Genomic DNA, 20,971 nt, shown 5'->3' on the forward strand with positions numbered 1-20,971 from the left:
GTGACTGACGCCGTGCCGAACGAGCCGACCGACCTCCAGAGCCACCCCGTCCTCGTCGTCGACTTCGGCGCCCAGTACGCCCAGCTGATCGCGCGGCGCGTCCGTGAGGCGCAGGTCTACAGCGAGGTCGTGCCCCACTCGATGGCCGTGGTCGACCTGCTCGCCAGGGAGCCGGCCGCGATCATCCTGTCCGGCGGCCCGAGCTCGGTCTACGAGGACGGCGCCCCGCGCCTCGACCCGGCGCTGCTCGAGGCCGGTGTCCCGGTCTTCGGCATGTGCTACGGCTTCCAGTCGATGGCCCAGGCTCTCGGCGGCACCGTGGCCCGCACCGGAGCCCGTGAGTACGGCAAGACCGACGCCGCGATCAGCGACGTCGAGTCGACGCTCTTCGCCGGCCAGCCGCCGAGCCAGACCGTCTGGATGTCGCACGGTGACTCCGTCAGCGCCGCTCCCGAGGGTTTCGCGGTCACGGCCACGACCGCGGGCACGCCGGTCGCCGCCTTCGAGGACGACGACCGACGCCTCTACGGCGTCCAGTGGCACCCCGAGGTGCTCCACTCCGAGCAGGGCCAGCGCGTCCTCGAGAACTTCCTCTGGAAGGGCGCGGGCATCGCACCCGACTGGACGCCCGGTCACGTCGTCGACGACCTCGTGTCGACGATCCGCGAGCAGGTCGGCGAGGACCGCGTCCTCTGCGCCCTGTCCGGCGGAGTCGACTCCTCCGTCGCGGCAGCCTTGGTGCAGAAGGCCGTCGGCGACCAGCTGACCTGCGTCTTCGTCGACCACGGGCTCCTCCGTGAGGGCGAGGCCGAGCAGGTCGAGCAGGACTTCGTCCAGGCCACCGGTGTCGACCTCGTCGTCGTCGACGCCCGTGAGCGCTTCCTCGAGGCGCTCGCCGGGGTCACCGACCCCGAGACGAAGCGCAAGATCATCGGCGAGCAGTTCATCCGCGTCTTCGAGCAGGCCGCGCGCGACGTCGTGCACGACCGCGGCGACGAGGAGCACCCCGTCAAGTGGCTCGTCCAAGGCACGCTCTACCCCGACGTCGTCGAGTCCGGCGGCGGTGAGGGGGCAGCCAACATCAAGAGCCACCACAACGTCGGCGGCCTGCCCGACGACCTCCAGTTCTCGCTCATCGAGCCGCTCCGCACCCTCTTCAAGGACGAGGTGCGGCAGGTCGGTCTCGAGCTGGGCGTGCCCGAGGTCATCGTGTGGCGCCAGCCGTTCCCCGGCCCCGGCCTCGGCATCCGGATCATCGGCGCCGTCGACGCCGAGCGCCTCGCGATCCTGCGCCGCGCCGACGCCATCGCCCGCGAGGAGCTGACGCGGGCGGGCCTCGACCGCGACATCTGGCAGTGCCCGGTCGTGCTCCTCGCCGACGTCCGTTCGGTCGGCGTCCAGGGTGACGGCCGCACCTACGGCCACCCCGTCGTGCTGCGCCCCGTGGCGTCGGAGGACGCCATGACGGCCGACTGGGCCCGGGCGCCCTACGACGTGCTCGCGACGATCTCGACCCGCATCACCAACGAGGTCGAAGAGGTCAACCGCGTCGTCCTCGACGTCACGAGCAAGCCGCCGGGCACCATCGAGTGGGAGTGACCCGCTGAGACCGGACGACCCGACGAGGGCGGCCCCGACCTGACGGTCGGAGCCGCCCTCGTCGCATCCCGGGCCGTGACCTCGCCTGGCGTCGCGCGTAGCACTTCCGGGTGTCGCCCGTCGGGATAACCCCAGACCGTCGCCCCCCAATTCTCGGGGAGTGTCACCCCCCACCGTGGCGCATGCCCCTCGGTGTCGACGCTCCCACGATGGACGCAAGTCCTTGAGGGGGGATCGTGATGAGTCGATGTGACGCTCGTCCGGCAACGGATCGACCGGCGACCGCTCGCCGCTGTGCTGGCCCGACCGGCTTGACCGTCACCGACGTCCACGGACCCCGCCGGCGCGATGCCGCCGCCACGCGCACCCCGGACCCGGGAGCCGACACCCGGGCACCGTGCCGCCCCGACCCGTGGGATCGGTCGCGGAGCCCTGACCAGGGCCGGTCACCCCATGTCAATGCCAGTCAACGCAGCAGGAGATGGATGGAGGACGGAGATGTCTAGTCAACTGGGGGGTGCGCTCTCGAAGCGCCACGTCGGCGGACCCGACCCGGGAGGCGGTGTCCGACGGCGCCGACTGCTCTCGGCCGCGGCCGCCATCGCACTCGCGGCGGGCCTGGCCCCGGTCGCGAGCAACGCCGCGCACGGCGCCGCCACCCCGCTGGTCGCTCCGGCGATCAACCCCGTGGTGGCCTCGAGCACGCAGTTCGACATCACTGGCTTCCTGCAGTCCGCGACCCTCGACTCGGCGGCCGACCCGCACTCGGGTGGCACGCTGACGCTGAACGGTCACACGGTCGTCGTCCCCAAGGAGACGATCGTCATCCTCCCGGCCAGCGCTCTGACGTGGCAGGAGCTCTTCACCCACGCACCGGCGCCGTACGGCCCCACGCAGACCGGCATGGCCCTGGGCGACAGCCCGAAGCCGCTCACGACGTACGAGGTGCACGTCGTCGGCAACCGCGTCATCAACGGCAGCGGTGACCGCTACATCGCCGGCATGGTCGACATCTCCGAGCAGGACCTCAACAACGGGGCCGGCTACGTGAACTACCTCAACTACTCCACCGGCGAGATGGAGGTCGGTGGCACGCCGGGCGTCGCCGGCACCGGCACGCGCGTGCGGATCAACGACCCGGCCATCGCCGGGTCGACGACGTCCGGACGCTATGGACGTGCGATGTCGCCGGACGACCGCTTCCAGGTCGACCAGGACAACCCGACGATCCTCGCCGAGACCGGGTTCCCGATGTGCATCCCGCGCACCGCGCCGACGACGACGAACGACGACGCCGAGTGCCCGCAGACCAACCGGCCCGTCTACACCGGGACCGACACCTCGGGCATCACCCCCCAGCCGGCGCTGCCTGCGGTGGGCGCGGCATACACGATGTTCCGGATGGACGCGCCGTCCGACGTCGACGCCAACACGTGCGCCCGCGGAACGTGCGCCGACCCGCGCAAGCAGGCGCCGTTCGAGATCGGTGACTACGTGACGTTCGCCGGCAACCTCGTGCAGGACGGTGGCGCCAACGGTGGCCAGTACATCTCCGCCCACACCATCGTGGCCAGCCTGGGCATCTACACCCAGCCGGGTGTCGACCCCGCCTACGTGTCCGTCGACGTGTCGATCCTCGGCACCGGTGGCCTGACGATCTTCGGTGCCGGTGAGGCAGCCGTGCGAACGAGGTTCGAGGGCATGACCACGGACGAGAGCCGGATGGTCCGTCTCTACGGCATCGACGTCAACCCGGCCACCGGCGCCACGAGCGACCGTGAGTGGGGCACGATCATGCCCGACCCCGGTCCTCCCGGCGGAGCGGTGCGAGGACGCTGGCGGTTCCGGCCGCCGTGCACCGCGACGGTCCCCACCCAGAAGGCCTGCACGCCTCCTCCGGCCGGGCAGTTCATCCCGCCCACGCGTGAGGTCCGCGCCGTCGTCGACGGGCTGTCCGAGTTCGTCCCGGGCACCCTGGACGCGAACCCCCGCAGCCAGGTCCCCGGCACCACGAGTGCCAAGACCGCGGCCAACGGGATCTACTACGGCCAGTACCACGCCCCGATCGGTGAGTACATCTTCCCGGAGAACGTCCCCGGCTCCCCGGTGCCGGAGAACAACTTCAACTCGATCCCGTTCCTCGCGTACGGCGGGTACTCGTCGCTCACCGGCGTCCAGGCAGGCGTCCTGAGCCCGTGGCCGAGCAGCGTGGCGGCACCGGCCGTCGTGTGTGCCGTGCCGACGATCAACGGTGCTCCGTACTCCGTCGCCAACGGTGGGACCATCCCGCTGTCCGGCAGCGTCACCGCCGGTGCCTCCACCCCGGTCACGCTCCGGTGGACGGCCGGGACCTCGGCCGGAGGCACGAACCTGGGCGGTGCGCTCACCGGTGCCGGCACCACGACCCCGACGTTCAACGCGACGGGACTCGCGGCCGGCACCTACCACCTGACGTTCACCGTCTCGAACGCCTGCGGCGTCGCCTCGGCCGCCACGACGATCGTCGTCCAGGCCGCGCCGAAGCCGACCATCGCCCCCATCCAGAACCAGACGGTGACGGCGGGCAACCTCGTGACCCTGACGGCCTCGAGCAGCTCGCTGCCGGCGCCCACCTGGGTGTGGAGCCAGACGTCGGGCCCGGCCAACCCGGCCCTGAGCCAGACGCCGTCGGCGGCAACGGCCACGGGCACGTCGCAGCTGAAGTTCACGCCCACCGTCGCGGGGACGTACATCTTCGGCGTCACGGCGACGAACGCCAACGGGTCCTCGCCGGCCACGTCGGTCACGGTGACCGTCACGGCCTCGGTGCCGACGAACGTCACGCTGACCCCGGTCGAGTACCGGACGTCCAAGCAGCGGCTGATCGTGACCGCGACGTCGACGGACACGACGGTCAGCAGCATGGTGCTCCTGCCGTACCTCACGGAGTCGGGCACGATGTTCGACCCCGCCACCCTGGGTGCTGCGAACCTCACGGTCTCGCTCGTCGCGCCCGGCTCGTTCACCGTCACGGCCGTCGGGGCACCCGCCCCGGCCTGCAACCTGGGTGGCGTGTACGCCACTCCGTGTGCACAGGCGCCCCTGACGGTGAAGTCGCTCAACACCGCAGGAGCGGTGATCGGCACCAGCGCCCCGTCGAGGCTCGACAAGATCCGGCAGTAGGGCGCCGTCAACGGTGGCTGTCGGGGTCGCACCCCCCGACACCGACAGCTCACCGCAGGTACCGCCGGGGTCGGACCCGCACCTCCGGCCCCGGCGGCGAACCCGGTGGGCCGCCTCCATCTCCCCGGAGAGGCGGCCCACCGGGCCCCGTTCACGACGAGGAGGACCCGATGTCACGTCGACCGATGCCCACTCGGACCCTTCGGCTCGTCGGGGCAGGCGTCGCGGTCCTGCTCGCGGGCGGAGTCCTCTCGGGGTGTGGGGCCGGGCCCGACGCGCACGGCGCCGCCCCCGCGGCGAGCTCCGCGGCGGGGCTGTCCTCCGTGACAGGTCGCGTGGCAGGTCGCGTGGCAGGTCCCGTGGACGCCGGGCCCGCACCGGCCACGGCCACCGCCTCGCAGGCCCCGGCCCGGGACGCCACGTCCTCGACCCGTGGCGGCCACGTCGACCGGATCGAGGTCGGCAAGTGCTGGACCAATGCGACGAAGAGCCAGGGTGGACAGCTGCTCATCAGCGCGAGGAGCTCGGACCCGGCCGCGCACCTGCGCGCCTACCGGCCGGACGGCTCGCTCATCGGGGACGTCGGCAACGGCCGCGGGCAGCGCTACGGCGGCACCGTCTTCGCCTACGAGCGCAGCGACCCGGGGTGGGTGACGATCCGTAGCAGCGCCGGCGGCAGCCTCACCGTGCCGACGACGCCGTTCAGCGTCGAGGACTGACGGTCAGCGACGGCCGGCCCGGTGCGCGGTGGCACCGGGTCGGCCGTCGGCCGTGAGGATCGGTGAAAGCTCGTGCCGGAGATCAGAGGCCGGTGGCGGCGATGTAGCGGGCCGTGTTCCCGTTGGGGTTCACCAGGACCCTCGGCATGTGGCAGTACTTCGGAAGCATGACCATGCCGTCCAGTCGGGCGTCACCTTCCATGTCCAGGGTCGCGGTCCCCGTCGTGCCGACGACCATGTCGTTGCAGACCACGGAGGCGCTGATCGAGGTCACCGTGCCGGTGCCGACGCCAGGGATGACGAGGCCCTCGACACGGACGCGGACTCGGCCGTCCTCACGAACGCGGGCGAAGCCCTCGTCGACGACCCAGGCGAACGGGGCCGGGGGAACCATCGCGATCGTCGGACCGTCGGGCATGCTGCCCATCAGGTCAGAGTGCAGGATCGTGTGGCCTGAGCTGCTCGAGTGGCCGTCGCTCGCGGATGCGGCGGGTGCCACGAGCGCGGAGATGCCGAGGACGGCGCCGGCGACGAGGGTGGCGGTGCGGGTCGGTCCGTGCATGTCGTGCTCCTTGTGGTTGAGGTGCCTTGGGTGCTCCCTTTCTGGACGACGCTCACCCGACGTGATCCGGTTCACTTCACAAGAGAACTGCTCGGAAAGCCGCGCGTCGCCGCCGGCGGTGGGTGGGCGGGGCCGGTCCCCGCCCGTCTAGGGTTGACCTCATGTGCGGAATCGCCGGACACCTGGGTGTCCACGCCGACGAGGCCCAGCTCGACCGACTGCTCGACCGACTGATCGCGACGCATCCGGGCTCGGGCGATGCGGCGACCGCGCGGGACGGTGACGCCGGCGTCGGGGTGCGGGAGGCGCGCCCGGGCGTGACCGCCGAGGACGACGGCGGGCAGGGCGTCGCGAGGCTCGCGGTGGCCCGCGGTGGACGGTTCACCCTCGCCCTCGACGGCGAGCTCTACAACCGCGCCGAGCTGCGCGCCGACCTCGACACCCTCGGTCACGACTTCGGCGTGGGCAGCGACGCGGAGGTCGTCCTCGCAGCCTTCACCGAGTGGGGCACCGACGGCCTCGACCGGCTCGACGGCGCCTTCGCGCTCGCGGTCTGGGACCGTGACACCCGGCGGATGACGCTGGCGCGAGACCACTTCGGCGTGCGTCCGCTCTACCTCGCCCGGGCCGGTGACGGGTGGCTCGTCGCGAGCGAGATCCGCGGCATCCTCGAGAGCGGCCTGCACGAGCGTCGTCCCGATGACCGCACCATCTACCGCTACCTGCGCTTCCGCGTCCACGACGACGGCCGGTCCACGTTCTTCGCCGGGATCGAGCGCGTCGGCGCGGGCGAGGTCGTCACCCTGGGCGCCGACGTGCCGGGAGGGCTCGAGCGTCGTCCCTACACGCGGCTCCGCGAGGAGCTGGCCGCGCTGGGGAAGGCCCCCCGGGCATACTCCCCGGCGGTCGCCGCCGAGTTCCGCACCCTGCTGACGGCGGCCGTACGGCGCCGCGCCACGTCGTCGGGGCGGGTCGGCACGGCCCTGTCCGGTGGCCTCGACTCGGCCGCCATCGCGGCGCTGCTCGACGTCGTCGAGCACGAGTCCGGTCGCTCGGCCGCCGATGCCGTCCAGGACACGTGGTCCGCCATCTACCCCGGTTCGCGCAACGACGAGGTCGAGCACGTCGACGCCGTCGTGGCAGCGCTGGACGGGCGGGTGCAGGAGCACCGCATCGAACCGACGCCGACCGAGTTCAAGCAGGACCTCCGCGACCTCGTGCGCACCCAGGAGGAGCCGCTCGTCTCGACCGGTGCCTACACGCAGTACCGCGTGCTGCGCGAGGCGTCCGAGACCGACAGCGTGGTCCTCGACGGACACGGCGGCGACGAGACCCTGGCCGGCTTCGGTCCGCACCACCTGATCCACCTGCGCGAGCTGCGTCACCTCAGCGCGGTGGGCGCCGCCTCGGAGCTCGGGCGCTCGCTCGACGTGCTCTACCGGCGGGGCCGGCCGCTCATCGGCGACCGGCTGCACGGCCGCAAGGACGTGCCGGTGGCCTCGTTGCTCGACGCGGACTTCGCGCGCGCCCACGCTGCCGAGGGCTATGACGTCGAGAAGGCCGACCTGCGGGCCCGTCTCGTCGACGACGTCTTCACCGGTTCGCTGCCGGCCCGACTGCGCTACACCGACAAGAACGCCCGAGCCTTCGGGGTCGCCGTGCGGATGCCGTTCGTCGACCGCGACCTCGTGCGGTTCGTCTTCGGCCTCGCCGACGACGCCCTCGTCAAGGACGGCGTCGGCAAGCGTGTGCTCCGCGACGCGATGCGGGGACTGCTGCCGGACTCCGTCCTCGACCGTCGCGACAAGGTCGGCGCGACGACGCCGCAGGGCGAGTGGTTCATGCGCCTCAAGAACCACATCTACGGCGAGTTCCTCTCCGAGTCCTTCGCCAACCGGCCCTACTTCGACCAGACGGCGGTGCTGCACGCCTTCGAGGGCTGGATCAAGGGCACGAACTCGATCGACTCGATGACCGTCTGGCGCATGCTCAACCTCGAGCTCTGGCTCCAGGAGTTCTTCGACGAGCGCGAGCCGGAGGACCCCGGTCAGGCCGAGCACGTCAAGACCGACTACGAGCCGAACGCCCGCAAGCAGCTCGACCTCGTCACGGAGGACGGCACCGCGGTCCGCCGCTACCCGTTGCGCACCGAGCTCTACGCCCGCGAGGACGACCTCGAGGCCAAGACGCTCGGTTACGTCGAGCGCTTCTTCTCCGGCCTGCCCGACGTCGGCCCCGAGCACGCGTCCGCCACCAGCGGGCGGTGGTACTTCTTCATCTCCGAGAAGATCGTCGCCATCACCCAGGGTCGCTCGTACTTCATCTGGGACATCAAGGTCGGCCGCCCGGCGCGGTTGCTCAGCCGCTATGTCACGCGCACCCCGGCCGGCATCGGCCTCGGCTCACCCTTCACCATGCAGCTCGCCATCGAGGAGGCCGGCCTGCCGCGGGTGCTCTTCGCCTCCGCGGGCGGTGCCGTCGGCAAGGTGCTCGGCAAGCGGGGCCTGTTCTACGACCTCGTCGGCGGTGACATCCGTGCCATCGACGGTCCGACCGAGTACTCCGTCTACCCGGCCAACGTGTCGGCCAAGCTCGGTCCCAAGGACCCTGACGACGTGGCCGCACACCTCTCGGCGGCCATCCGCGCGCGGGTACCCGAGGCCTACCGCGACACGTTCGGCGGCACGGTCGTCATGGACGCCAACGACATCGGCCGCAACGTCCTCGGCAAGGACGCGCCGGGACCCAAGGAGCGCTACGAGCTGATGTTCGCCGACAACCCGCTGGGACAGGGATCCGAGCAGACGCCGATGGCCATCGTCTTCGAGGCGCCTTCTCGCTGAAGACCTTTCGGGCGTATGCCGCCCGGTGGCTTGGGTGCCGAGCGTCAGCTCTCGATGAGCGAGTCGCGCACCTGCTTGCGGAGGACCTTGCCGATCTGCGAGCGGGGCAGCTCGTCGACGACGACGACGCGGCGCGGCACCTTGTAGGCGGCGAGGTCCGCCCGGCAGCGGGCGCGCACGTCCTCGACGACGAGCTCGACGCCCGGCTCGGTCGTCACGGCCGCCACGACGTCCTCGCTGCCGTCGTGCTTGGGCAGCCCGACGACCGCGGCATCGGTGATGCCGGGGACCGTTCGGAGCACGGCCTCGACCTCCGACGGCATGACGTTGAAGCCGCCGGTGATGATGATCTCCTTGATGCGGTCGACGACCGAGACGAAGCCGTCGGGGTCGACGACGACGATGTCACCGGTGCGGAACCAGCCGCCGTCGAGCAGGGCCGCTGCGGTCTCCTCCGGCCGGCCCCAGTAGCCGCCGAAGACCTGCGGCCCGCGGATGAGCAGCTCGCCGCGCTCTCCGGGCGCGCGGTCCCGGGTCGGGTCCTCGGGGTCGACGACGCGGATGTCGGTGCTCGGGAAGGGCACGCCCACCGCGCCGGGCCGGCGGTCGCTGCCGATGGGGTTGCCGAGCGCCACGGGCGAGGTCTCGGTGAGGCCGTAGCCCTCGACGAGCAGCCCGCCCGTCACGTCCTCCCACAGCTCGAGCGTCTCGCGGGGCAGCGCCATGGCGCCGGAGATCGCGAACCGCGTTGCCGTCAGGTCGATCCCGCGCTCTCGGGCGGCGGTGGCGAGGCGCTCGTAGATGGGTGGCACAGCAGGCAGGAACGTCGGTGGGTGCTTCTTCGCGGCGGTGAGCACGAGGTCGACGTCGAACCGAGGGAAGAGCACGAGGCGAGCCCCCATGCTCATCGCAAAGGTGAGGCACAAGGTGAGCCCGTAGGCATGGAACATCGGCAGCACGGCATAGACGACCTCCTGACCCGGCGTGAGGCCGGGCACCCAGGCACGTCCCTGCGCGGCGTTGGCCATGAGATTGCCGTGGCTGAGCATCGCGCCCTTGGGGACGCCGGTCGTGCCGCTCGTGTACTGGATCGCGGCGAGGTCGTCCACGGTCGGCCCTGGGGTCGACGGGGCGAGCGGGCCGTGCCTCACGACGTCGGACCACGGGGTCGTGCCCGGAGCCGGTCCCGTGAGCTGCGCGCGCAGCGCCCGGGCCCGGGCGACCGGCAGCCGCAGGGCGAGGCGCTTCGTCCAGGGCATCGACGCGGTGATGTCGACGGCGACGACGTGCTCGACACCGGGGAGTGCGGTGATCGTCGTGGCCATCCGGTCCCACGCGATGGCGACGGTCGCACCGTGGTCACCGAACTGGTGGGCCATCTCGGTCGGGGTGTAGAGGGGGTTGTGCTCGACGACGACGGCTCCGAGCCGGAGCACGGCGTAGAACGCGACGATGTGCTCGGGGCAGTTCGGCAGGACGAGCGCCACCCGGTCGCCCGGACGGACGCCGAGCCGGCGCAGGCCCTCGGCCGCCACGTCGACCTGGCGCCCGAGCTCGGAGTAGGACAGCTCGGCGCCGAAGAACTCGAGCGCCGGACGGTCGCCGTAGGTGGTCACGGCTCCGGTCAGCAGGTCGACGAGTGAGGAGTCAGGTGGCTCGATCTCGGCCGGAACACCCTTGGCGTAGTGGGCGACCCACGTGTGCTCCAGTCCCGCCGTCATCCGAGCCTCCGCTCCGGTGGTGCTGCCGCGCAGTGCGGCACGACCAGTATGGCGTGGGCGGCGGGACTGCACGGACGGGCCCGTCCCGGGCACACGGCATACGCCGACGGCAGGGTCAGGGGGAGCCCACCCCCGTCAGCCGGGTGCCCGGTGCCGACCGCCCCGTCGGGCAGGTGCGGTGACGAGAGGGCCTGCTGGGACGAGCGCGAAGGCGCCCTCCTCCTCCTGGCTGTTGTGGAGGCGGCAGACGGCGTAGAGGCCGTAGAGCAGCCGCCTCAGCTCGGTGACGTCCTCGGGGGCGACGGAGCCGGGCTCGATCCCGTCGAGCAGGCGGCGCAGCCGCGACACCTGGTGCTCGATCTCCGCGTGCGTCCGCCGCATGGTCGTCGTGGCCGAGCCGCCGAGAGCCCGGGCCACGAGGGGCATGAGCTCTGCCTCGTCGTCCCGCTCGTGGGGGAGCAGCTCGGCCTCGAGCCGGTCGAGGAGCGCGCGCACGGGAGCGAGGTCGCAGGCGTGGGTGTGCAGGCCGTCGGCGACGGCCCGGACCTGCTCGACGGCGGCGATGGCGACGTCGTGACCCTCGCGCAGGCGGCGCGCCGTGGCGACGTCCTCGGCGGACATGGGGACGCTGTGCAGCGGGGTCGGGAGCAGGGCACGCAGGGCGATGCCGATCGCGAGGACGTCGATGCCCTCCTGGAGCACCGCACCCGCCGCCGGCGGCAGCAGGCCGGCCGCTGCGGCGACCATGGCCACGAGCGAGAGACCCATCCCGACCACGACGGCCTCCAACGCGACCCGGCGGGACCGGCGCGCGATGAGGATGGCGTCGGCGACGGCGTCGACCCGGTCGACCGTCAGCACGACGTCAGCAGCCTCCGACGACGCCGTCGCGCCACGGGCGGCGAGGGCGACCCCGACCCCGGCGGCCGCGAGGGCGGGCGCGTCGTTGACGCCGTCCCCGACCATGATGGTGCGCGCGGTGGCCGACTCGTCGCGGATGGCCGCGAGCTTGTCGGCGGGGTCGCGGTCGGCGAGAACGGCGTCGACGCCGACGATCCGGCCGACCGTCTCGGCGATGTCGGCACGGTCGCCGGAGAGCAGGACGGTCCGCCGGATCCCGACCTCGCGCAGGGCCGAGACCATCCGGGGCGCATCCGCCCGCACCGGGTCGTCGAGCAGGAACGCGCCGGCCGGGGCGCCGTCGACGGCGACGAAGACCGTGAGGCACCCGTCGAGCGCGGCCCGGCGGCGCACCTGGCGCAGCCACGCCGGATCGTCACCGACGATCCACCGGGCCTTGCCGAGACGGACCACCGTCGTGCCGACCCGACCCTCGAGGCCGTAGCCGTGCACCTCGTGGACGGCCGTCGGGAGCACGAGGTCGAGGCCGCGGGTCCGAGCAGCACCGACGAGGGCGCTCGCGAGCGGGTGGGGCGAGACCTGGTCGAGCGAGGCCGCGAGGCGCAGCACCTCCGCGGCGGGCGGGGCGCCCGGGGCGACGACGACGGCCGTGAGCTCGGGCCGACCGTGGGTGAGGGTGCCGGTCTTGTCGAAGAGCACGACCTCACCGGCCGCGAGAGCCTCCAGGGCGGCGCCGCCCTTGACGACGACGCCGATCCGCGAGGCCCGGGACAGGCCCGACATGATCGCCACCGGAGCGGCGAGCAGCAACGGGCACGGGGTTGCCACGACGAGCACCGCGACGGCCCGCAGCGGGGACCCGGCCAGGGCCCAGGCGGCACCGGCCAGCGCGAGCGTCAACGGGACGAAGAGCACCGCGAAACGGTCGGCCGTCCGGACGAAGGGGGCCGAGGTCGCCTGCGCCTGCTCGACGAGTCGCACGACGTTCGCGTAGGTCGACTCGGAGGCTGACGAGGTGGCCACGACGTCGACCGGAGGCCCGGCGTTGACGACCCCGCTGCGCACGTCGTCCCCGTTCGGGCGCTCGACGGGCATCGGCTCGCCCGTCAGCGCCGACTCGTCGAACGTGCCGGCCGCGAGCAGCCGGCCGTCGACCGGCACGACCTCGCCCGTCCCGACGACGAGCACGTCACCCGGGGACACCTCCTCAACCGGTATGCGGTCCACGCCGGCACCCGTGCGCCGCCGGGCCGTCCGCGGCGTGCGCTCGACGAGCAGGCGCAGCTCCCGGTCGGCCCGTGCGGCGGCCCGGGCCTCGAGCAGGCGACCGCTCGCGAGCATCAGGGTGACCATGGCGCCCGCGAACTCCTCACCGACCCAGAGCGCACCCGCCAGAGCCAGGACGGCGATGACGTCGACCGTGGCGCGGCGCTCGGCGACGGACCGCACCGTCCAGAGGACCGAGAGCGCGAGTCCGAGCACGGTGGCCGCCACCCAGAGGGCGCCGGACAGCTCCTCCCTCCCCGACAGGGCGGCGAGCGCGCCGCCGGCCAGCAAGGCGGCCGACGCGACGAAGAAGACCGCCGGGGAGCGGCCGCGCCACCAGGTCACACCTCCATGATCCGCCGCCCGCGACCGCGCAGACCGCGTTCGGGACAGGCATCACACCGTCGAGAGGCCACGTTCTGCGGGTGCGCTCGCGTCGAGAGGCCACGTTCTGCGGGTGCGCCCGCGTCGAGGGGCCATGTTCTGCGGGTGCGGCCGCGTCGAGAGGCCACGAACCGGGTCAGGCGAGCCCGTCGAAGACGTCACGGCGGATCGGATCGTCGGGGCGCGCGGAGCGGTCGACGAACCACTCGCGGCCGAAGACGAGGTCGTAGAGAGGGCGGGGGATCCGCAGGAAGGCGGCCAGGGTGCGGTCGGCGCCGCCGTCGGCACTGGCCTGCGAGGCGTGGGCGCGCATCGAGGCACGCTTGGCCGCGATGTGCCGGCGGACGCTGATCCGGTGGGTGATCTCGCTGCGCGCCGAGAAGGCGCGGTCGAAGCTCGACCGGTCGAACTCCGGCGGGAAGCGGTAGACCTTCGCCGCGAGGTCGATGGCGCGGCAGATCGTGTCGCGCGGGACCGTCGCCTCGAGCACCTTCGGGGTGCCTGCGAGCTCGGCGGCGCGCGTGCCGACGACGTGGACCTGCTGGTGGTCCGGGTGTCCGTAGCCGCCGTTGGGCTCGTAGTGGAGCAGGACGTCGACGCGCTCCTCGCGGAGGATCGCGGCGAGGCGCTGGGCCGCCTCCTCGACGTCGGCGCGGACGAAGCGCGTCGCGCCCGGCGGGTCCGGTGCCACCTCGGGGCCGAGGCCGCTGTCGGCGTAGCCGAGGTGCTCGACGCGGGCGACGCCGAGGGCCTGGGCGCTCGCGCGCAGCTCGTCCATCCGGGTGGCGGCGAGCGTCCCCTCGCCGGTGAAGTCGGTGGAGGCCAGGCCGAGCTCGCCGTCCGTCGCGACGACGACGACGACCCGGTGGCCCTCCGCGGCGGCGCGCGCCATCGTCCCCGAGGTCAGCAGGGCCTCGTCGTCGGGGTGCGCGTGGAAGGCGAGGAGCGTGTGCGGCACAGTCACCCATCTTGGCCCATGGCACAGTGTCTTCCGTGAAGGTGGCGCTCCTGTCCGACTGTTACCTGCCCCGACTGGGCGGGATTGAGGTCCAGACGCACGACCTCGCGCAGCACCTGCAGGCGGCCGGGCACGAGGTCGAGGTCTTCACGGCGACCCGTGGCGCCGAGGGGGAGATGCACGGCGCAGTCACGGTCGTCGACGGTGTGCCGGTGCACCGGCTCGCGGCCCGGATGCCGTGGGAGCTGCCGATCAACCCGTTCGCCCCGGCCGAGCTGCGCCGACGGCTCGTGGCCGGGGGTTTCGACGTGGCCCACGTGCAGACCGGCGTCGTCTCGCCCTTCGCGTGGGACTGCACCCGGGTCACCGTGGGCCTGGGACTGCCGACCGCGATGACGTGGCACTGCATGCTCGCCGGGATGGCGCCGGTCTTCGACGCGGCCCGCTTCGTGCGGCGCTGGGCCGCGCGCGGGGTCGCGATGTCGGCCGTGTCCGACGTGGCCGCCGAGCCGCTGCGTCGGCTCGTCGGACCGGAGGCGACGGTGGGAGTGCTGCCGAACGGCATCGACGTGGCGCGCTGGGCCGTCGGTCCCGTCACGCGCGAGCCGGGCCCGCTGCGTCTCGTGACCGCGATGCGCCTCGCAGCCCGCAAGCGTCCCGCGGCGCTCGTCGAGCTCGTCGCGGAGGCCGAGCGGGTGGCCGGTCCGGGCTCGGTGTCGCTGACGGTGCTGGGGGAGGGGCCCGACCGGCGCAAGGTCGAGGCCCTCGTGCGAGACCGTGGGCTCGACTGGGTGTCGCTGCCGGGGCGCGTGTCGCGCGACGAGCTGCGCGAGAGGTATGCCGCCGCGGACGTCTACCTGTCGCCGGCCCGTCTCGAGTCGTTCGGGATCGCAGCCCTCGAGGCGCGGACGGTGGGCCTGCCGGTCATCGGGCGATCCGGTTCCGGGGTGGGCGAGTTCGTCACCGACGGGGTGAACGGCCTCGTCGTGTCGAGTGACTCGGAGATGTCTGGTGCGATCGCCCGACTGGCCAAGGACGTCGGCGAGGTCGACCGCCTGCGACGGTGGAACGTAACGCACCCGCCCGAGCAGGAGTGGGCGCGCGTCGCGGCGCTCGCCGTGTCGGAGTACGAGCGGGCCGTCGGGCTGGTGCGGCGATGAGGACCAACGTCCCGGGCGGCCTTCGCGTCGTCGGGGTCCGGGGCGATGGCACGCGTGTGGCCGAGGCGCGACTGGGCCACGGCGAGCACCCCGATGTCGTGCTCGGCGCGGCCGGCTGGCTCGTCGAGGACCCGGTCTTCGCGACGGTGGCGGACGACGGGGCGCTCGAGGTCGGCTACCGCGTGCGCGAGCTGGACGGCATACGCCCTCCGGCCGAGGCGGTGCGCCGGGACGCGGGGGTCGGCGACGACGAGGTGGGCGAGCCCTACCAGCGGGTCGCGGCGTACGCCGTCGTGACGAGCGGACGCGGCCTGCTGCTGACGCAGTTCAACGCCCAGACCCACGTGTCGGGGGACTGGGGGCTGCCCGGCGGTGGCCTCGACGACGGGGAGTCGCCCGTCGAGGGGGTCCACCGTGAGGTGTGGGAGGAGACGGGGCAGCGCATCGAGCTCGGCGCGCTGCTCACGGTCCAGTCGCAGCACTGGGTGGGGCGTGCGCCGTCGGGTGTGCTCGAGGACTTCCACGCCGTCCGGATCGTCTACGCCGCAGCGTGTCCCGAGCCCACGGACATCCTCATCCACGACATCGGGGGCACGACGTCCGACGCACGATGGGTGCCGTACGACCGGATCGCCGACTACCGCCTGACGTCCTCGTGGCGATTGCTGGCCGCCCTGCACGAGCTGGCGGGTGAGCCGGGGTCCTAGCCGGGGAGGGGCCGGCTCGCGCCACGTACGACGCTCCGTAGGATGTCGGCCATGGACCTCGTCTACAACCTCCTCGTCGCCCTCCACCTGCTCGGCATGGCCGCGGTCGTCGGAGGCTGGATCGCCGTCCGCAGCGGCCGCACCGTCATCGCCCCGATCGTCTGGGGCGCCCGCGCACAGCTCGTCACCGGCCTCGCGCTCGTCGGCATCGCCTCGGCGATCAAGGACGACGACCACACGGTCAACAACACGAAGATCGCCGTCAAGCTCGTCATCGCCCTCGTCGTGCTCGTCGCCGCCGAGATCGGCGCCGCCCGCGGCCGCAAGGGCCAGGACACCGGCAAACTGCTCGACATCGCGGGCGGCGCTGCGGTCGTCAACGTGCTCGTCGCCGCCCTCTGGTGACCAGGGCTCCGCACCCGGAGGGTTGCTGAGATGCGTTGGAGCGCAGGCGTTCTCGCTGGTCTGCTCATCGGCCTGGTCTGGCTGACGGTGGGCCTCGTGCTGGTGGTCGTCGGGCGCCGACGCGCCCGCGCGTCCCGGGCCGAGGGCGCAGGCAACATGGCCGTCATCGGTTGGTTCCTGCTCGCCGTCGGTGGCTTGACGTGGTTCGCCACCCTGCTGCTGGCCGTCGTGCCCGGTGGCGCCTGAGCGCCCGCACGGGCTCGCGGCCTCCTAGCCAACGGTGAAACGTGCGCCGAGGGCGATGACCGGTGGCACGTCGTGCGAGGTGAGGAAGTGCGACACCCGGCGCACGACGCCGGTCTCGACGTTCCACGCCATGATCCACGTCCCGCTGGGAGCGTCCGACACGTAGACGACGTCGCCGCGCACGGTCCAGCCCAACACGGAGCAGCAGTCCGCCGCTCGCGGCTGCTCCTCGCCGAAGACGAGCATGCGGTCGCGGCCGAGGCTGTTCGTCGCGACGATGACCTGTCGAGGCCTCACGGCCTCCACGTCGCTCGGACCGCCTGCGGCGAGTCTGAACGCGGATGCGAACTGCCTTGCGTCGGAGACGGTCTCGCCCGCCGGTGTGATCCTCGGCCAGCCGACGGTTTGCGGGCGCGTGCCCACGTCGGGGGCGTGCTCGTCGAGGACGGTGCGGCCGCCCTCGACCCGGAACTCACGCGCGCCCGGCCGTCGCGGCGGCTCTGGCCCGGGCCGGCTCGGCGCGACGCCGGGCGACCACAGCCCCACGGCCGACCCGGCCAGCAGGTGGTTGCCCCGCCAGGCCGCCCACTCGAGCGTGCGGGACGGGACGGCCACGGTGTGCACCTGGCGGGTGCCCACGTCGAAGACGACGACCTTGCCGGGCTGGGCGAAGGCGAGCGCCGTCTTGTCGCCCGAGAAGGCCCAGATGCCGAGCGGCGGGTGGATCTGCCCTGAGGCAGTGCGGACGTCCGTCAGCACGACGGTGTCGAGGGTGAGCAGCTCTCCGTCGCCGTAGAGGAGCACGGGCACCCAGCGCCCGGGTGCGCGCCGCTCGAGGTAGACGGCGTCGCCGAAGGCGCCCAGGCCGGTGGGTCGCGGTCCGCTGGCCAGGTGATGCGGCCGCCCGGGGTCGATGACGGCGGGCATCCCCACGTCGAGGACCGGCCGGTCGGCCTCAGCGCCGGCCGTCGGGGCGACGACGTATCTCAGACCGCCGGAGGTGGTGTGCCACACGGCCTGCTGGAGCAGTGGCACCCGCGTGAGACTGACGGGCGACGGTGCCGAGGCAGCGGTGATGACGGGGTCGCGGCTGGCCAGGGTGGCGCCCCCGATGACGAGCGCGGCCGCGGCGACGGCCGTGGCGGCACGGCGCCGCGTCGTCGCCCGGTGCAGCAGCGCGTCGTGCCAGGCGCGCTCTGCCAGGTCGACCTCGCGGACGCCGGCGACCGCGGCCTCCAGGGCCGCGGTGACCTCGTCGTCCGTCAGCGGACGCTGTGCCCCCGGCGCGAGAGCCGCTCGCGCCCGACGCTCGGCCCGGCGCACCCTCTCCGGCGAGCGTCCGACGACCTCCGCGGTGTCGTCCACCGACCGGCCCTCGTACCAGCGCAGCACGAGAACGGCCCGTTCGCGCGGCGTCAGGTCACGCAGGGGCGGCGGCAGCTCGCTCGGGATGCGGTCGGCGTGCAGGTCAAGCTCGGCCGCGGCCACGGCTGAGTGCTGCACGCGCGTCCGGACGTACGCGTCGGGGTCGCCCTGACGGACGTGGTGCCAGTGCAGGGCCAGGCTCGTGAGGGCCGAGAGGACGAGGCGCTCGACCCGCTTCGGGTCGCCGCTGACGAGGAAGGTGGCGCGGAGCAGTCGCAGCTGCCGTGCTCGTGCCCAGGCGGCGAAGTCGGCGTCGGTCTCGCGCATGCGTCCTCCTCCTCCTCCTCCTCCTCCTCCTCCTCCTCCTCCTCCTCCAAGGATGGACGCAGGGCGACTCCCGCGACAGGGGCCGCCCGCTGAGGCGGTGCCTCGAACCGCGGTCAGCCGCCTGCCGCGGGTGTCAGCTGCGCTCGTGGACCAGCTCGCCCCCGACCCGGGTCTGCAGCACCACGGTGTCACGGATGTCGGCGGGCGAGGACTCCTCGAGCGCCCACAGGTCGCGGTCGACGGCGACGAGGTCGGCGAGCTGGCCCGGCATGAGGCGGCCAACGTCGGTGCGGCCGACCGACTCGTGGGCGGCGACCGTGAAGGCGTGCACGGCCTCGGTCAGGGTGATCCGCTCCTCGGGGCGCCAGCCGCCGAGCGGCTGTCCGTCGGCCCGTTGCCTGGTGACGGCGGCGTGCAGGCCGTAGAACGGGTTCGGGTCCTCGACCGGCGCGTCCGATCCGAACGCCACGCGCACCCCGGCGTCGAGGAAGCTGCGCCACGCGTACGACGCGAGCCGACGCGGGCCGATGATCTCGTCCGCGAGCTCGAGGTCGGCCGTGCAGTGGCTGGGCTGCATCGAGGCCACGACGTCGAGCGCGCGGAAGCGCGGGATGTCGACGGGCAGCACGTGCTGGGCGTGCTCGATGCGCAGGAGCCGCTCCAGCCCTTCGGCCCGCACGGCCTCGAAGGTGCTGAGGACGAGGCGGTTGGCCTCGTCGCCGATGGCGTGCGTGACGACGTCGAGGCCGGCCCGGGCGGCGGTCAACGTGCGCTCCAGCAGCAGCTCGTAGGGCATCGCGGCGATGCCGCAGCCCTCGTGGCCGATGAACGGTTCGGTCATGTGGGCCGTGTGCGATCCGAGTGCGCCGTCGCTGAAGAACTTGACCGGCCCGACGCGGAAGACGTCGTCACCCTGGCCCGAGCGTCGCCCCTCGGCGATCGCGAGCTCGAGGTCGGGGTCGCGCGTGCACTTCGTGACCCGCAGCCGCAGGGCGCCGTCCGCGTGCAGCTCGGCGTAGGCGGTGCGGGCGTCCTCGCCGTCGATGTCGGTGATGCTCGTGAGGCCGACGGAGAGGAGCCAGTCCTGGCACCGCTCGAGCCAGGGACGCAGCGGCGACTCCTCGTGCGGGATGACGGCGAGCAGCTCCTGCGCGGACTCGCGCAGGATCCCGGTGGGCTCGCCCGACGCGTCGCGCACGATCTCGCCGCCGACCGGGTCGGGGGTGTCGCGCGTGATGCCGGCCCGTTGCAGCGCAAGGGAGTTGGCCCAGATCGTGTGGCCGTCGACGCTCGACAGCGCGGCCACGCGGTCGCCCGAGACCGTGTCGAGCGCGTGCCGGTCGGGCTGCTCGGGGACGGCCCAGCGGTTGTGGTTCCAGCGGCCGCTGTGCAGCACCTCGCCCTCGGGCAGCGTCTCGGCGTGCGCCCGCACGAGCTCGAGCGTCTCCTCGATCGACCGGGCCTCGCGCAGGTCGACGGACGACAGGTCGCGCGCGAGCCACTCGGTGTGGATGTGGGCGTCGTGCAGGCCGGGCATGACGAGTGCCCCCGGGAGGTCGACCGTCTCGGTGCCCGCACCCGCCGCCTCGACGGCGTCGCCGCCGACCGCGACGACACGGCCGTCCTCGACGAGCAGCGCCGTCGTCCAGGGCACACCGGCGTCACCGGTCCAGATGCGGTCGTGCCGGAAGAGCGTGCGGCTCATGCGGTGGGCACCAGGATGAGCTTGCCCGTCGTGCGTCGACCCTCGAGGGCCTCGTAGGCCGCAGCCGCCTCGGTCATCGGGAAGCGCCCGCCGATGTCGATCTTCAGCGAGCCGTCGGCCACAGCGCCGAGCACCTCGCCGGCCCGCCACTCGTACTCCTCGCGCTCGGCGACGTAGTGCGCCAGCGTCGGACGCGTCAGGAAGAGGGACCCGCCGCTGTTGAGGCGCTGGATGTCGAAGGGGGGCACCTGCCCGCTCGCCCCACCGAAGAGGACCATCGTCCCGCGCGGGCGCAGCGAGGCGAGCGACGCGTCGAACGTCGACTTCCCGACACCGTCGTAGGCCACGTCGACCCCGCGTCCGGCAGCCGTGCGCACCGCGGCCGCCAGGTCGTCGACGGTCGAGTAGTTGATGAGGTGCTGGGCGCCGAGCGCCTCGGCGATCTCGAGCTTCTCGTCGGATCCTGCTGTCGCGACCACGGTGCCGCCGCGGGCCGTCACCATCTGCACGAGGAGCTGCCCGACCCCACCGGCCGCGGCGTGCACGAGGGCGACGGTGCCGGGCCCGACGGCATACGTGCTCGTGACGAGGTAGTGGGCCGTGAGTCCCTGGAGCATGGTGGCGGCCGCGACCTCCAGGTCGACGCCGTCGGGGACGGGGACGAGGAGGTGGGCGGGCTTGTTGACGAGCGTGGACTCGCTCCCGGACGACTGGCACCAGGCCACCCGGTCACCGACCGCGAGGCCGGTCACGCCCGCGCCGACCGCGGTCACGGTGCCGGCGCCCTCCTCGCCGAGGACGAAGGGGGTCGGCACGGGGTAGACGCCCTGGCGCTTGTAGACGTCGATGAAGTTGACACCCGCGGCGGCCACGTCGATCTGGACCTCGCCGTCGATGGGGTCGGGGATCTCGTGGTCGCGGACCTGCAGGACGCTGCGGTCGCCGGGCTCGGAGACGAAGACGCTGGTCGCTCGGTTCATG

The 20,971-nt window shown here is 73.0% G+C and carries 15 protein-coding genes; 8 read left to right on the forward strand and 7 right to left on the reverse strand.

Going from position 1 to position 20,971, the window contains the following annotated elements; all coding sequences use genetic code 11:
• The 3 genes from guaA to AB4Z14_RS03175 all read left to right on the forward strand — a co-directional run bounded on the left by guaA (position 1) and on the right by AB4Z14_RS03175 (position 5,480).
• Complete coding sequence (gene guaA / locus AB4Z14_RS03165) at positions 1–1,599, forward strand: glutamine-hydrolyzing GMP synthase (RefSeq protein ID WP_442273896.1); 1,599 nt, start codon at positions 1–3, stop codon at positions 1,597–1,599.
• Positions 1,600–2,097: 498 nt separating this feature from the next.
• Positions 2,098–4,761: a PKD domain-containing protein gene (locus AB4Z14_RS03170; protein ID WP_442273897.1), complete on the forward strand. Its 2,664-nt coding sequence runs from the start codon at positions 2,098–2,100 to the stop codon at positions 4,759–4,761.
• A gap of 170 nt (positions 4,762–4,931) precedes the next feature.
• Entirely contained in the window at positions 4,932–5,480 is a 549-nt protein-coding gene (locus AB4Z14_RS03175) for a hypothetical protein (RefSeq protein ID WP_442273898.1), read from the forward strand.
• An 82-nt stretch (positions 5,481–5,562) separates the two neighbouring features.
• Here the strand turns inward: AB4Z14_RS03175 and AB4Z14_RS03180 are convergent, their stop codons facing one another.
• Entirely contained in the window at positions 5,563–6,042 is a 480-nt protein-coding gene (locus AB4Z14_RS03180) for a hypothetical protein (RefSeq protein ID WP_442273899.1), read from the reverse strand.
• A 161-nt stretch (positions 6,043–6,203) separates the two neighbouring features.
• On the opposite strand from AB4Z14_RS03180, the gene AB4Z14_RS03185 reads away from it, so the two are divergent.
• Positions 6,204–8,885 carry an asparagine synthase-related protein gene (locus AB4Z14_RS03185; protein ID WP_442273900.1) on the forward strand — a complete coding sequence of 894 codons (2,682 nt, stop codon included), beginning with the start codon at positions 6,204–6,206 and terminating at the stop codon, positions 8,883–8,885.
• Positions 8,886–8,929: 44 nt separating this feature from the next.
• Here AB4Z14_RS03185 and AB4Z14_RS03190 read toward each other — a convergent pair whose 3' ends face one another.
• The 3 genes from AB4Z14_RS03190 to AB4Z14_RS03200 form a co-directional block, all read right to left on the reverse strand.
• A complete protein-coding gene (locus AB4Z14_RS03190) occupies positions 8,930–10,606 on the reverse strand; it encodes a long-chain-fatty-acid--CoA ligase (protein WP_442273901.1) in 1,677 nt (558 codons plus the stop codon).
• A 135-nt stretch (positions 10,607–10,741) separates the two neighbouring features.
• Positions 10,742–13,078, reverse strand: a complete 2,337-nt coding sequence (locus AB4Z14_RS03195) for a heavy metal translocating P-type ATPase (protein ID WP_442273902.1) — start codon at positions 13,076–13,078, stop codon at positions 10,742–10,744.
• A gap of 175 nt (positions 13,079–13,253) precedes the next feature.
• Positions 13,254–14,075, reverse strand: a complete 822-nt coding sequence (locus tag AB4Z14_RS03200) for a PIG-L deacetylase family protein (RefSeq protein WP_442273903.1) — start codon at positions 14,073–14,075, stop codon at positions 13,254–13,256.
• Positions 14,076–14,110: 35 nt separating this feature from the next.
• Here AB4Z14_RS03200 and AB4Z14_RS03205 point away from each other — a divergent pair, with 35 nt between their 5' ends.
• From AB4Z14_RS03205 to AB4Z14_RS03220, 4 genes are read left to right on the forward strand one after another with little or no spacing between them, the layout of a single operon-like run.
• A complete protein-coding gene (locus tag AB4Z14_RS03205; protein WP_442273904.1) occupies positions 14,111–15,235 on the forward strand; it encodes a glycosyltransferase in 1,125 nt (374 codons plus the stop codon).
• Complete coding sequence (locus AB4Z14_RS03210) at positions 15,232–15,942, forward strand: NUDIX hydrolase (RefSeq protein ID WP_442273905.1); 711 nt, start codon at positions 15,232–15,234, stop codon at positions 15,940–15,942. Before AB4Z14_RS03205 ends, AB4Z14_RS03210 begins: the two co-directional genes overlap by 4 nt.
• A 51-nt stretch (positions 15,943–15,993) precedes the next feature.
• Positions 15,994–16,347 (forward strand): hypothetical protein, encoded by a 354-nt coding sequence (locus AB4Z14_RS03215; RefSeq protein ID WP_442273906.1) that lies wholly within the window; start codon positions 15,994–15,996, stop codon positions 16,345–16,347.
• A 30-nt stretch (positions 16,348–16,377) separates the two neighbouring features.
• Complete coding sequence (locus tag AB4Z14_RS03220; protein WP_056778315.1) at positions 16,378–16,593, forward strand: hypothetical protein; 216 nt, start codon at positions 16,378–16,380, stop codon at positions 16,591–16,593.
• 24 nt (positions 16,594–16,617) lie between these two features.
• On the opposite strand, the gene AB4Z14_RS03225 is transcribed toward AB4Z14_RS03220, so the two are convergent.
• The 3 genes from AB4Z14_RS03225 to AB4Z14_RS03235 form a co-directional block, all read right to left on the reverse strand.
• Positions 16,618–18,285 carry a sigma factor-like helix-turn-helix DNA-binding protein gene (locus tag AB4Z14_RS03225; protein WP_442273907.1) on the reverse strand — a complete coding sequence of 556 codons (1,668 nt, stop codon included), beginning with the start codon at positions 18,283–18,285 and terminating at the stop codon, positions 16,618–16,620.
• A 133-nt stretch (positions 18,286–18,418) separates the two neighbouring features.
• A complete protein-coding gene (locus AB4Z14_RS03230) occupies positions 18,419–19,990 on the reverse strand; it encodes an amidohydrolase (RefSeq protein ID WP_442273908.1) in 1,572 nt (523 codons plus the stop codon).
• Positions 19,987–20,970: a quinone oxidoreductase family protein gene (locus AB4Z14_RS03235; protein WP_442273909.1), complete on the reverse strand. Its 984-nt coding sequence runs from the start codon at positions 20,968–20,970 to the stop codon at positions 19,987–19,989. Before AB4Z14_RS03235 ends, AB4Z14_RS03230 begins: the two co-directional genes overlap by 4 nt.
• Position 20,971: the final 1 nt, after the last annotated feature.

The organism is Terrabacter sp. 2TAF16 (assembly GCF_052115065.1).
Taxonomy (GTDB): domain Bacteria; phylum Actinomycetota; class Actinomycetes; order Actinomycetales; family Dermatophilaceae; genus Terrabacter.

Bases quoted from the DNA above. Each gene is read 5' to 3' on its own strand.
- AB4Z14_RS03175 (WP_442273898.1), top strand. From the start codon at position 4,932: ATGTCACGTCGACCGATGCCCACTCGGACCCTTCGGCTCGTCGGGGCA.
- AB4Z14_RS03170 (WP_442273897.1), top strand. From the start codon at position 2,098: ATGTCTAGTCAACTGGGGGGTGCGCTCTCGAAGCGCCACGTCGGCGGA.
- AB4Z14_RS03230 (WP_442273908.1), bottom strand. From the start codon at position 19,990: ATGAGCCGCACGCTCTTCCGGCACGACCGCATCTGGACCGGTGACGCC.
- AB4Z14_RS03225 (WP_442273907.1), bottom strand. From the start codon at position 18,285: ATGCGCGAGACCGACGCCGACTTCGCCGCCTGGGCACGAGCACGGCAG.
- AB4Z14_RS03185 (WP_442273900.1), top strand. From the start codon at position 6,204: ATGTGCGGAATCGCCGGACACCTGGGTGTCCACGCCGACGAGGCCCAG.
- AB4Z14_RS03220 (WP_056778315.1), top strand. From the start codon at position 16,378: ATGCGTTGGAGCGCAGGCGTTCTCGCTGGTCTGCTCATCGGCCTGGTC.
- AB4Z14_RS03180 (WP_442273899.1), bottom strand. From the start codon at position 6,042: ATGCACGGACCGACCCGCACCGCCACCCTCGTCGCCGGCGCCGTCCTC.
- AB4Z14_RS03190 (WP_442273901.1), bottom strand. From the start codon at position 10,606: ATGACGGCGGGACTGGAGCACACGTGGGTCGCCCACTACGCCAAGGGT.
- AB4Z14_RS03235 (WP_442273909.1), bottom strand. From the start codon at position 20,970: ATGAACCGAGCGACCAGCGTCTTCGTCTCCGAGCCCGGCGACCGCAGC.
- AB4Z14_RS03215 (WP_442273906.1), top strand. From the start codon at position 15,994: ATGGACCTCGTCTACAACCTCCTCGTCGCCCTCCACCTGCTCGGCATG.
- AB4Z14_RS03210 (WP_442273905.1), top strand. From the start codon at position 15,232: ATGAGGACCAACGTCCCGGGCGGCCTTCGCGTCGTCGGGGTCCGGGGC.